At 71.5% G+C, this 11,998-nt stretch carries 9 protein-coding genes; 5 read left to right on the top strand and 4 right to left on the bottom strand.

The genetic code is table 11. The annotated features are described in order from the left end of the window. Positions 1–168 precede the first annotated feature (168 nt). Complete coding sequence (locus ACZ6SF_RS19600; RefSeq protein ID WP_466063556.1) at positions 169–696, top strand: DinB family protein; 528 nt, start codon at positions 169–171, stop codon at positions 694–696. Between the two features lie 69 nt (positions 697–765). Beyond that, entirely contained in the window at positions 766–1,107 is a 342-nt protein-coding gene (locus ACZ6SF_RS19595; RefSeq protein WP_357425536.1) for a DUF1844 domain-containing protein, read from the top strand. 37 nt (positions 1,108–1,144) lie between these two features. Here the strand turns inward: ACZ6SF_RS19595 and ACZ6SF_RS19590 are convergent, their stop codons facing one another. Both ACZ6SF_RS19590 and ACZ6SF_RS19585 read right to left on the bottom strand, forming a co-directional pair. Further along, positions 1,145–1,618: an iron chaperone gene (locus ACZ6SF_RS19590; RefSeq protein WP_466063555.1), complete on the bottom strand. Its 474-nt coding sequence runs from the start codon at positions 1,616–1,618 to the stop codon at positions 1,145–1,147. 68 nt (positions 1,619–1,686) lie between these two features. Next, a complete protein-coding gene (locus tag ACZ6SF_RS19585; RefSeq protein ID WP_466063554.1) occupies positions 1,687–2,043 on the bottom strand; it encodes a VOC family protein in 357 nt (118 codons plus the stop codon). Between the two features lie 120 nt (positions 2,044–2,163). Between ACZ6SF_RS19585 and ACZ6SF_RS19580 the strand changes: the two genes are divergently transcribed. From ACZ6SF_RS19580 to ACZ6SF_RS19570, 3 genes are read left to right on the top strand one after another with little or no spacing between them, the layout of a single operon-like run. Beyond that, complete coding sequence (locus tag ACZ6SF_RS19580) at positions 2,164–5,010, top strand: ATP-binding protein (RefSeq protein ID WP_466063553.1); 2,847 nt, start codon at positions 2,164–2,166, stop codon at positions 5,008–5,010. 41 nt (positions 5,011–5,051) lie between these two features. After that, positions 5,052–5,669 carry a TetR/AcrR family transcriptional regulator gene (locus ACZ6SF_RS19575; RefSeq protein ID WP_466063552.1) on the top strand — a complete coding sequence of 206 codons (618 nt, stop codon included), beginning with the start codon at positions 5,052–5,054 and terminating at the stop codon, positions 5,667–5,669. A 42-nt stretch (positions 5,670–5,711) separates the two neighbouring features. Continuing rightward, positions 5,712–7,316, top strand: a complete 1,605-nt coding sequence (locus ACZ6SF_RS19570; RefSeq protein ID WP_466063551.1) for an FAD-dependent monooxygenase — start codon at positions 5,712–5,714, stop codon at positions 7,314–7,316. 12 nt (positions 7,317–7,328) lie between these two features. Here ACZ6SF_RS19570 and uvrA read toward each other — a convergent pair whose 3' ends face one another. Next, a complete protein-coding gene (uvrA, locus tag ACZ6SF_RS19565; protein ID WP_466063550.1) occupies positions 7,329–10,379 on the bottom strand; it encodes an excinuclease ABC subunit UvrA in 3,051 nt (1,016 codons plus the stop codon). A gap of 325 nt (positions 10,380–10,704) precedes the next feature. Continuing rightward, positions 10,705–11,898, bottom strand: coding sequence for a beta-ketoacyl synthase N-terminal-like domain-containing protein (locus ACZ6SF_RS19560; RefSeq protein WP_466063549.1), 1,194 nt, complete (start codon positions 11,896–11,898; stop codon positions 10,705–10,707). Positions 11,899–11,998 lie beyond the last annotated feature (100 nt).

The following is an 11,998-nucleotide window of genomic DNA, read 5'->3' as shown; positions in this document are numbered from 1 at the left end:
CACCGGCAACGGTGGGAGTCGGGCTCCACTTGTCTGCCCCGGACAGGACCGGGGCGGTCGTCGCCGAAAAGTTTAACAGCCTACCGCCCGATCACCGAATCGGCGGGGGAACGACGGCGGCAAAATGCGTTTGCCGGCGCCGGAACGGCTGTGCCAGGCTCGACGCCCGTGAGCACCCGCCGTGGCCTCCTGCGCTGGCAGTTCGACCTCGTCTGGTCGCTGTCGCAGCTGCATTTCGACGCCCTGACCGACGACGACAGCCACTGGGCGCCCGCCGAGGTGATCTGGACGGTCCATCGCGGCGCCGACGGCCGCTGGCGGCCCGATTTCGCGGAGACCGAGCCCGACCCCGTGCCCGCGACCACCGTCGGCTGGCTCACCTGGCATATCGGCTGGTGGTGGAGTTCGGCGATCGCCCACGCACAGGGCCACCCGATCCCCGAGCGTACCGAGGTGTACTGGCCCGGCGATACCGCCGCCGCCCTGGCCTGGCTCGGTGAGCTGCGGGATCGCTGGCTCGACGTTCTCGACCGGCTGGGCGACGCGGAACTGGAGCGCGCCACCTCGTATCCGTGGCCGGCCGAAGCAGGGCTCACGGTCGCCCATCTGGCGGCCTGGGTCAACGCGGAACTGATGAAGAACGCCGCCGAGATCGGTCAGCTGCGGATTCTGCGCGCGGCCGGTCCGGTGCGCTGAGACCGGCGGGCGCACCTCGGCCCGGCAGCCCGATCGCACCCCGATCCGCGCCGACCTTAGGGTGAGGCAATGACCGAACAGCCCGACGCCGAGGTGCGCGAACTGGCCGAGATCCCCGCGGTGGAGGTGATCAGCCGCGCCGCCGTGATGCTGATGAGTTCCGCCGCGGAGAAACTCGGGCTCGCCGACGACGACCCCGAGAACAGCCCGCGGCGGGATATGGACGAGGCCCGCCGGGTCATCACCGCGCTGGCCGGGCTCATCACCGCCTCGGTCGAATACCTCGGTCCGCACGCGGGCCCCCTGCGCGAGGGCCTGCAATCGCTGCAGAAGGCCTTCCGGGAGAGTTCGTCGGTGCCCGATGCGCCCGGCGCCGGACCCGGCGAGAAATACACCGGCCCGGTGCACTGACCGGCCCCCGGCCGGCGGGCGCCGGCCGGGCGCGGTCTCAGCCCTGGGCGCGTGCGACGAGATCGCCGAGGAACTTCTCATCGGCTGCCGACAGCGTGGTCAGGGCGAATGCCGTCGGCCATACGGCACCGTCGTCGAGCCGGGCGGAATCGTTGAAACCGAGGGTCGCGTACCGGGCCTTGAATTTCGCCGCGGACTGGAAGAAGCAGACGACCTTGCCGTCGCGGGCATACGCGGGCATGCCGTACCAGAGCTTCGGAGACAGATTCGGCGCGTTGCGCGTGACCAGGGCATGAATACGTTCGGCCAGGGCGCGGTCGGCGTCCGGCATCTCGGCGATCTTGGCCAGCACATCGGCCGCGCCGTCGGCCGCGGCGCGGGCGCCACGCCGGGCGGCCGTCTTCAGTTCCCGGGCGTGCTCTTTCATCGCGGCGCGTTCCTCGGCGCTGAAAGCCACCGCCGAGGAGGTCTTCGTGGCGGCGCGGGTAGCGGTTCTGCGGGTGGTGGTCATGATGCTGGTTCCTTCGTCTCGGTCGGGAGCCGGCGCTCGCGAGGCGCTGCGCCGGGGAGTGCGTGGCGTCAGCGGTCCTGGAGCAGGCCCAGGACGTTGCCGTCGAGATCGGTGACGGTGGCGACACGCCGCCCCTCGCCGACCTCGCGTACGGGTTCGCGCACCGTCGCACCGGCGGCGACGACCTCGGCGAGGGTGGCCTCGATATCGGGCACGTGCCAGTACGCGACCGGACCGGTCATCTGCTGCGGGCCGCCACCGGGCACGAGCCCGATGTGCTGGCCCGCGACGTCGAAGCCGACGTAGTAGGTGCCCTCGGTCTGCGGCGGGGTCCCCAGCAGGGCGGCGTAGACGCCCTTCGCCTTCTCGAGGTCGGTGACCGGGTGCAGCACGGTCTTGATGGCGGGGATCGAGTCGGTGGTCATGGGAAGAACGGTATTCCCGGCCGGGCGGTATGCCATCCGTGCCGACCACGGAACCCACCACGGAGAAAACACCTAACGCCGGGCCCGCACCGGGACCGGCAGGTGCGCGAAGATGAGGGCGTGTCGAAACAGAAGGTCGCCGGTGCCATCTCCGGCCGGGAGGCCGAGGTCCTGGCGCTGGTGGGCCGCCATCGCAGCAACGCCGAGATCGGCGCCGAACTGTTCATCTCGGTGCGCACGGTGGAAACCCATGTGTCCTCGCTGCTGCGTAAGGTCGGCGTCCCGGACCGGCGCGCCCTCGCCGATCGCGCGGCCGCGCTCACCGGACCCGAACCCACGGACCGGCCCGCGGCCGTCCTGCCGATGCCGCTCACCTCGTTCGTCGGGCGCGCCCGGGAGCGGACCGCGCTGCGGGAGGCCGTCACGACCCGGCGGCTGGTGACCGCGTCGGGGCCCGGTGGTGTCGGTAAGACCCGGCTGGCCCTGGCCGTGGCCACCGATCTCACCGCCGATTTCGCCGACGGCGCCTGGTTCGTCGATCTCGTGCCGGTAACCGACGAAGCGCTCATCGGCTCGGCCGTCGCCCGGGCACTCGGCCTCGGCGAACAGCAGGGTCGCACGCTCGACGATTCCGTCCTGACCGCACTCGCCGACCGGCACACCCTGCTGGTCCTGGACAACTGCGAACAAGTGCGCGAGGGAGCCGCGCCGTTCATCGAACGTCTCCTGGCGCGCTGCCCGCGGGTGACCGTCCTGGTGACCAGCCGCGCCCGCCTCATGGTGCCGTTCGAGCACGTCTACCCGGTCCCTCCGATGATCCTCGACCCCGAGGAAGGCGCTGCCGGCACCGGCGGCGCCTCCGATGCCGTGGCGCTGTTCCTGGACCGGGCCGCCGCGCTCGGCTGGCCGATCGAACCCGGCCAGACCGGCCGGGTCGACGAGATCTGCCGGCGCCTGGACGGGCTCGCGCTGGCCATCGAACTCGCGGTGGCCCGGCTGCCGACGCTGGGCCTGGACGGGCTCACCGCGAGCCTGGCCGATCCGCTGCGGCTGCTGGTCGGCGGCCGGCGCGCCGACGACCGGCACCGGTCCGTACGCGCGATGCTCGACTGGAGCCAGACGCTGCTCGACGATGCCGACCGGCGGCTGCTGCGCCGGATCGCGGTGTTCGTCGCGCCGTTCGGCGCCGCCGACGCCGCCGCGGTGACCGGGTATCCCCCGCTGGATCCCGGAGCGGTACCGGACGGCCTGGCCCGGCTCGCCGAGCACAGCCTGCTCACCGCCGTCCCGACCGCGACCGGCACCCGTTACCGGGCACTCGAGACCATCCGGCAGTACGAGACCGAGCAATTGGCCGAGACCGGCGAACTCGCCGAGGCACGTATCCACCATCTGCGGTGGTGCACGGCGACCGCGGCCGAACTCGCCACGGAACTGCCGGTCACCGGCGACCGGTGGCGCGACCGTTTCGCGGCGACGATCGACGATCTGCGTGCCGCGCTGGCCTGGGCCGCCGAGAATCCGGACCACCGCGCGGCGGCGCACGACCTGGCCGCGGCACTGGCCCGGACGACATTCGCCCGGAACCTGACCGGCGAGGCCCAGCACCGGTACGAACAGGCGGCCGGACTCACCGACGACCCGGTCCGCGCCGCCGCCGCGCTGCGCCACGCGGCCGCGGTGGCCGGCTGCCGGATGCGCGGAGAGGATATGTACCGCCTGTACCGCCGCGCCGCCGAAACCGCCGGGCCCACACAGCCGGCGGCCGCCGCCCGGGATCTCGCGACCGCCGCGATCACCGTGTTCCGCCTCTCCGATACGTTCTCGCAACCACCCGAACCGGGAGCGGCCGCCGCCCTGCTGGCCGAGGCGCGCGCGCTCGCCGGCTCCGACCCGGCCGCGGCCGCGGCGATCGCGCTGGCCGAATGCGGAGTACGCGCCCACACCGGCGAAGACGGATACGAACCGCAGGCCGGGGAGGCCGCCGCGGTCGCCCTGGCCGAGCACGCGGTGGCGCTGGCGGACGCGACGGGCGATCCGCTGGCCCGCAGCGCGGCACTGGACGCGCTGGCCGCCGCGCAATGCTGGATCGGCGATACCTTCGCCGCCGCCCGGACCACCCGGCGGCGGGTCGATCTGCTGACCGCCGCGCCGCATACCCCGGCGGCCGCCCTCGAGCAGGTCAACGCGCTGGCCGAAGCCGCCGAGACCTGCCTCGGGGTAGGTGATCTCGCCGGAGCCCGGCACTGGGGTGCGCGGTTACGCGAACTGCCGCTGCTGGCCGAACGCGGTGATTTCGCCACGTCCCGCCTGCTGGTGGCGGATGCGCTGGCGGGCAATACCGCCGAGGTGTCGGCCGGCAGCGGGCGGTTCGCCGACGCGTGGGAATTGTCCGGGCGTCCGCAGGCGCCACATCTCGCGCCGGCGGCGGCCGCGGTCGCGCTGGTCCACGGTCTGCGCGGTGACGACGAGGCGCGGGCGCGGTGGCGGGAGATCGCCGGCGCGCTGGACGGCACGCCCGGGCATCGAACGGCCTACGGCGCGGTATTCGACGCCCTCGTTCTGCTGCACCGCGGACAGGCCGCCCTCGCCGCCGCCGAGCTGGCCACCGACCCGGAACAGATGGATGTCCGCGACGTCTGGGTCTATCGCCACTGCTACCACGCGCTCCGGGCCGAGGCCGCGGTGCTCGCCGCCGCCCCCGATGCCGCGGACCGGCTCGCCTCGGCTCGGACGGAGGTGTCCGGTGACCCGTTCGCGGAGGCGATCGTCGACAGGGCGGCGGCGCTGCACACCGGCGAGCACTCACGGCTCACCGCCGTCGCGGCGGCGTTCGCCGCGGCCGGTTGCCCGTATCAGCGCGCCCGGACCCTGGTGCTGGCCGGCGGCGACGCGACCGCCGAGGGGCACCGGGCTCTCGTCGAACTCGGTTTCACGGCACCACCGCCGAATATATTTGCCCGATAGGCAAACTTGCCCAATGGGCAAGTTTGTTGTTAGTCTCGGATATGCCCAACGAACCCCGGCTCGGCCTGCGTGAGCGCAAGAAACTGGACACCCGGCGTGCTCTCAGCGACGCGGCGCTGGCGCTGGTGTTCGAACGGGGCCTGGACAACGTCACCCGAGAGGACATCGCCACCCGCGCCGGGGTCTCGCCGCGGACCTTCACCAACTATTTCGCCGGTAAGTACGAAGCTCTCGTCTACCGGCAGACCGAACGAATGCTGCGCGGGGCCGCGCTATTGCGGCAACGCCCGGCCACCGAACCCCTGTGGACCGCGGTGGCCGAAACCCTGCACACCGTGTTCGCCGAGGATATGGACAGGGAAGGGCTCCCCACCGCCGCCCAGCAGACCGAGATCCGCGGTCTGCTGGGGGCGCGGCAGACCCGTACCGCACTACCACCCGACCTCTTCGACGCCTGGTCGTCGGCGATAGCCGAACGCACCGGCACCGACCCGCACCGGGACCTGTACCCGCGGCTCGCGGCGGGAGTTGTCGGCGCGGTCCTCGAGGCCGTGGCCCACTGCTACGCCGAAGCCGACCCGCCGATCGCTTTCCTCCCGTTGCTCCGGCGCGGCTTCACCGATATCGCCGCCGGACTCCCCCGGCCCTCCACCCACTGACCGACCCACTCCAGCGATCCTCCGAGAAGGGGGCTGTTCGTCATGCCCGAAAACTCCACCGCGACCCGCAGCACCGAGCACCACGACGTGGTGATCGCGGGTGCCGGCCCCAACGGTTTGATGCTCGCCGGTGAACTCGCGCTCGCCGGCCACCACCCGGTGGTGCTGGAATCCCTCGCCGAACCCGGCACCGAACCGAAGGCCAACGGGCTCATCGGCCAAGTGGTCCGGCTACTCGATATGCGCGGCCTGTACCGCGATTTCACCGGCTCCGCGGAACCGCCGCGCCCACTGCCCGCGTATATGTTCAGCGGCCTGCCGCTGTCCCTCACCGGCGTTCCCGATAATCCGCTGCACGGATGGGGAATCCCGCAACCCCGGCTGGTGCGTCTGCTGCACCGGTGGGCGGAGGGGCTCGGCGTCGAGGTCCGCTGGCGGCACCGCCTCGCCGACCTGGTTCCGGGCCCGGACGGGGTGGCGCTCACCGTCGAGGGCCCGGACGGTGTCCACAGCCTCACGACCCGGTTCCTCGTCGGCGCGGACGGCGGCCACAGCACCGTCCGCAAACTGGCCGGGATCGGATTTCCCGGTATCACCATGACGGACAAGGTCACCCGGATCGCCCATATCTCCCTGGCCGATGACCTCCGCGGCCCCGACGCCGGGCTCCGGGTCCCCGGTCTGGGCCCGGTGCCGTTCGGGCACAGCCGTCACGAGGGCGGCACCTTCGCGTTCGCCGAACTCGAGCCCGGGCGTCCACTCATCGTGACCACCGAGTACCGCGAGCCGGACGAATCGGCGGCAGAGCCCATGACACTGCCGGAGATTCGGGCCAGCGTACGTCGCGTGCTGGGCGCCGATCTCCCCTTCGGCGCGCCCGCCGGGCCGGGGCCACACGCCCTGCGCCGCACGGTCGGCCAGAACACCCGGCAGGCCGAGCGCTACCGCACGGACCGCGTCTTCCTGGTGGGTGACGCCGCGCACGTGCATTCGGCCATGGGTGGGCCCGGGCTCAACCTCGGGCTCCAGGACGCGATGAACCTCGGCTGGAAACTCGCCGCCGAACTCGACGGCCGGGCACCGGCCGATCTCCTGGACACCTATCACGCGGAACGCCACCCCGTCGGTGCGCGGGTCATGATGAGTTCGCTGGCACAGACGGCATTACAGCGCCCCGGTCCCGAGGTCACGGCTCTGCGGAGCCTGCTGACCGAACTCCTCGCCCAGCCCGGCACCACCGCCCGGATCGCCGGTCTGCTGGCCGGCGCCGATACCCGCTACGACGTCGGCGACGACCATCCGCTGGCAGGCCATCTGGTACCGGATGCCGCGCTCGTCACGGCCGCGGGCCCGGGCCGGGTCGCCGACCTGATGCACGCCGCCCGGCCGGTCCTGCTCGACTTCGGTGACGGCGGCACCGCCGCGGCGGCGACAGGGTGGCGCGACCGCGTCGACCTGGTCCACGCCACCGCGGACACGCCACCGGCACGCGCCCTGCTGATCCGCCCGGACGGCTATGTGGCGTGGGCGACCGATGACCCGGAGCCCGGCGTCGCGGGCCTGACGGCCGCGCTGACCCGCTGGTTCGGCCCGGCGTCCACCGGGGCGGACGTGACGCCGGCCCCGATGGCCCGGTCCGGGCGGTAGCGCCGCGTCCGGTCAGCGGAGGGAGGCGGCCTTGCGCGCCAGCCGTTTCGCCTTCTGCGGATCCGGAGCCTTCGCGGCCGCGCCCGCGGACTCCGCCGGCGCCGCGGCGGCCTTCTTCGCGGGGCTCTTGCGGGCCGGCGCCTTCTTCGCGGGTGCGGCGCCGGTGGTCCGGGCGGATTTCGCGCCGGAACCCGCGGCGGTGACCGCGGGCCGGTCCAGCACCTCCTTCAGGAACTGCCCGGTGTAGCTGTCCGGGTTGTCGGCGATATCCTCCGGCGTCCCCTCGCCCACGACCGTGCCGCCGCCGGAGCCGCCCTCGGGGCCCATATCCACGATCCAGTCCGCGGTTTTGATCACGTCCAGGTTGTGCTCGATGACGATCACCGAATTGCCCTTGTCCACCAGGCCGTTGATCACCGCGAGGAGTTTGCGGATGTCCTCGAAATGCAGGCCGGTGGTGGGCTCGTCGAGAATGTAGACGGTCCGGCCGTTGGACCGCTTCTGCAGTTCGGCGGCCAGTTTCACACGCTGCGCCTCACCGCCGGACAGTGTGGTGGCGGCCTGCCCGAGCCGCACATAGCCGAGCCCGACGTCGACCAGAGTCGAGAGATACCGGTGGATCGAGGTGACCGGTTCGAAGAACTCCGCGGCCTCCTCGATCGGCATATCGAGCACCTCGGCGATGGTCTTGCCCTTGTAGTGGACCTCCAGGGTCTCCCGGTTGTAGCGGGCCCCGTGGCATACCTCGCACGGTACGTAGACATCCGGCAGGAAGTTCATTTCGATCTTGAGCGTGCCGTCGCCGGAGCAGGCCTCGCAGCGGCCGCCCTTCACATTGAACGAGAACCGTCCGGGCTGGTAGCCGCGGACCTTGGCCTCGGTGGTGGCGGCGAACAGGCTGCGGATCTTGTCGAAGACACCGGTGTAGGTGGCGGGATTGGATCGCGGGGTACGGCCGATCGGTGACTGGTCCACCCGCACCAGTTTGTCCAGCTGGTCGAGACCGTTGACCCGGGTGTGCCGCCCCGGGACCTTGCGCGCGCCGTTGAGCTTATTGGCCATCACGGTCGCCAGGATGTCGTTGACCAGCGTGGACTTCCCGGATCCGGATACTCCGGTGACAGCGGTGAGCACGCCCAGCGGGAACGCCACATCGATACCCCGGAGGTTGTTCTCGGTGGCGCCCACCACGGTGACGCGCCGCTTCTTGCTCACCGGGCGCCGCATCAGCGGGACCTCGATCCGCTCCCGGCCGGAGAGATACGCACCGGTCAGCGAATTCGGATCGGCGAGCAGGTCTGAGTAGGTCCCGCTGTGCACCACCTGGCCGCCGTGCTCACCGGCGAGCGGGCCGATATCGACCACCCAGTCCGAGGCACGGATGGTGTCCTCGTCGTGTTCCACGACGATCAGGGTGTTGCCCAGGTTCTTCAGCCTGGTCAGCGTTTCGATGAGACGGCGGTTATCACGCTGGTGCAGGCCGATGGAGGGCTCGTCCAGGACGTAGAGCACGCCCACCAGGCCCGATCCGATCTGGGTGGCCAGCCGGATCCGCTGCGCCTCACCGCCGGACAGGGTGGCCGCCGCCCGGGACAGCGTCAGATAGTCCAGGCCCACATCGAGCAGGAAGCCGAGCCGGGCCTGTACCTCCTTGAGGACCTGCCCGGCGATCGCCGCCTGCCGCTCCCCGAGGGTGAGCGCGTTCAGGAACCGTGAGCATTCCCGGATGGACAGCTCGCTGACCTCGGCGATGGATTTCCGCGCCGAATCCGCGGTCAGGGTGACCGCCAGGATCTCCGGCCGCAGCCGGGCACCGTGGCAGACCGGGCACGGGACATCCCGCATATAGCCCTCGTAGTGCTCCTTCATCTGCTCGGATTCGGTGGAGTCCAGCCGCCGCTGCAGGAACGGCATGACCCCCTCGAAATCGGCGTAGTACGAGCGCTTCCGGCCGTAGCGGTTGGTGTAGACGATATGCACCTGATCCGAACTGCCCTCCAGCACCGCTTTGCGGGCGCGAGGCGGCAGATCCTGCCACGGGGTGTCCAGATCGAAGCCCTGCGCCGCCGCCAGCCCGGCGAGCAGCCGCAGGAAGTACTCGGCGCTCTGCCCGCGCGACCAGGGCGCGATGGCGCCGTCGGCGAGGCTCAGCTCGGCATCGGGGACGACGAGTTCCGGATCGACCTCTTTCCGGATACCGAGGCCGGTGCAGTCGGGGCAGGCACCGTAGGGCGAGTTGAAGGAGAAGGACCGGGGTTCCAGATCCTCGATATCGAGCGGGTGGCCGTTGGGGCAGGCGAGCTTCTCGGAGAAGCGCCGCTCGCGGTCGTGGGCGTGTTCGTCGCGGTCCACGAAATCGAGCACCACGATCCCGTCGGCGAGACGCAACGCGGTTTCGATGGAATCGGTGAGCCGCTGCTTGGCGGTGGGTTTGACGGCGAGCCGGTCCACCACCACCTCGACATCGTGCTTCTCCTGCTTCTTCAGTTTCGGCGGATCGGTGAGCGGATACACCACGCCGTCGACCCGGACGCGGGCATAACCCTGCGCGTGCAGCTGGTCGAAGAGGTCGACGAATTCACCCTTGCGGGTGCGCACCACCGGGGCCAGCACCTGGAACCGGATTCCCGTCTCCATCGCCAGTACCTGATCGACGATCTGCTGGGGTGTCTGCTTGGCGATGAGCTCCGAGCACACCGGGCAGTGCGGAACGCCCGCGCGCGCGTAGAGCAGCCGCAGGTAGTCGTGCACCTCGGTGATGGTGCCGACGGTGGAGCGGGGGTTGCGGTTGGTGGACTTCTGGTCGATCGAGACGGCCGGCGAGAGTCCCTCGATGAAATCCACATCGGGTTTGTCCATCTGCCCGAGGAACTGCCGCGCGTAGGCCGACAGCGATTCCACGTACCGGCGCTGACCCTCCGCGAAGATCGTGTCGAACGCGAGGCTGGATTTTCCCGACCCCGACAGACCGGTGAAGACGATCAGACTGTCGCGGGGCAGATCGAGGTCGACCCCCTTCAGGTTGTGCTCCCGCGCGCCGCGCACAGTCAGGCGTTCCGCCACCAGGTCGGTCCCTTCTCGTTTCGTTCGCCGCGCCGGAGGCGCGCCGTGCATGCAGTTGCAGTGGAGCCGCCGCGGCCGGCCCACGGGTGTGGGTGGCAACGCGGAAGACGGCCCGATCGGGCTCATCGGTCATGTCGCGGCTCGGGCCACGGATGGGCCCGCGCCGATGCTAGGACGGACCACCGACAAGTTTCACCGAACGGCCGGTCACCGGCGGAAGACGTGCGCACCCGGTCTCACAGTGGTGCGCTCGCCGCGGGTCGGCGGGACACCCCGCGACCGCACGGCCGACGCCCGGCCGGTGGCGCGGGCTCACCCCTCCAGCCTAGGTCACCCGGCCCGGTCGCCGGGGCGTGTCACCGGTCACCCGCCTTGACCGCACGGCCGGACCGAGCACGACCATCGAATTGTTCCCGCCCATCCCCAGCGACAACTTGGCCGTGAGCCCCGGACCGGCCGGCGTCGCACCGTCGAGCAGGCGCGGATGGGCCGGGGCCACGATCGGCGGCGCCGGGATGACGCCCCGCTCGTAGCCGAGGGCGGCCGCCGCGAGTTCCACCGCGCCCGACGCGGCCTGGCAGTGACCCACCAGCGGTTTCAGCGAGTACACCGCCGGACGGTCGGCGAAGACGCGGCGCAGCAGATCACGTTCGGCACGGTCGCACTGGGCGGTGCCGGTCCCGTGCGCGTTGAGATAGCCGATATCCGCGGCCGTGACCCCGGCATCGGCGAGGGCCTGCCGCGCGCAGTCCACGATCCGGTCGTGGCTCGGTTCCACCGACACCACATGATGGGCCTCGCTGTTCATCGCGCCGCCGAGCACCGAGGCGTACGCCCGGGCCGGGCCGCGGGTGAGCACCAGCCCGACCGCCGCCTCCCCCACACCGAACCCGCGACTGCCCTCCTGGAAGGGCCGGCACCCCCGCAGCGATTCCACCTCGACGACCGCCGCCCCCAGCGCGGCGAACTGCCGGACGAGTTCGGGAGTGGCCGACAGATCGGAGGCCACGCACAGCACATCGTCCACCAGCCCGGCGGCGAACCAGAGTTTCGCCTGGAGCAGGGCGACGTTGCCGGAACTGCAGGCCGCCGAGATCCCGGCGACCGGCCCGGTGAAACCGAACTCCTGGCCGATCACCGATACCGGCGTCGACGGCAGCAGCCGCAGGAAGTCCCGGCCGCCGAACCCGTCGCCCGCGGACTCGGAGAACGCCCGCCGGTGCCGGACATCACCCAGCACGGCCGCGTGAACCAGCCCCACCCGCGACCCCGGCCGCCAGCCTCGTTCCCGGGCGTCCGCGACCGCTTCGGCCGCGGCGGCGAACATCGCCCTCCCGTATCGGGTGCCACCGGGCCCCGGCGCGCCCTCGGGAACCAGCGCCGCCCAGCCGCCGGTCGCGGGATCCATCCCGTAACCGGGTTCGAACCGCGCCGCCGACGCGCCGCTGCGCAGACCCTCCCAGAGAGATTCCCGGCCCCAGCCGTACCCGGTGACCGCACCGATCCCGGCAATCGACATAAAATGGCCACTGATCCCGGTACCCGCCATGACGGCTCCCTCCCCGGCCCCCGGTCGATTCCCGCACCGGAAACCACCGAGAACGCGCCGTGAACGTGGT

This window comes from Nocardia sp. NPDC049935 (assembly GCF_055586645.1).
Note: the sequence above shows the minus strand (reverse complement) of the source record. Positions and strands in the feature narration are given on the sequence as shown.

Excerpts from the sequence above, each read along its gene's own strand:
- ACZ6SF_RS19575 (WP_466063552.1), top strand. The coding sequence starts at position 5,052 with ATGCCCAACGAACCCCGGCTCGGCCTGCGTGAGCGCAAGAAACTGGAC.
- ACZ6SF_RS19595 (WP_357425536.1), top strand. The coding sequence starts at position 766 with ATGACCGAACAGCCCGACGCCGAGGTGCGCGAACTGGCCGAGATCCCC.
- ACZ6SF_RS19570 (WP_466063551.1), top strand. The coding sequence starts at position 5,712 with ATGCCCGAAAACTCCACCGCGACCCGCAGCACCGAGCACCACGACGTG.
- ACZ6SF_RS19590 (WP_466063555.1), bottom strand. The coding sequence starts at position 1,618 with ATGACCACCACCCGCAGAACCGCTACCCGCGCCGCCACGAAGACCTCC.
- ACZ6SF_RS19585 (WP_466063554.1), bottom strand. The coding sequence starts at position 2,043 with ATGACCACCGACTCGATCCCCGCCATCAAGACCGTGCTGCACCCGGTC.
- ACZ6SF_RS19560 (WP_466063549.1), bottom strand. The coding sequence starts at position 11,898 with ATGTCGATTGCCGGGATCGGTGCGGTCACCGGGTACGGCTGGGGCCGG.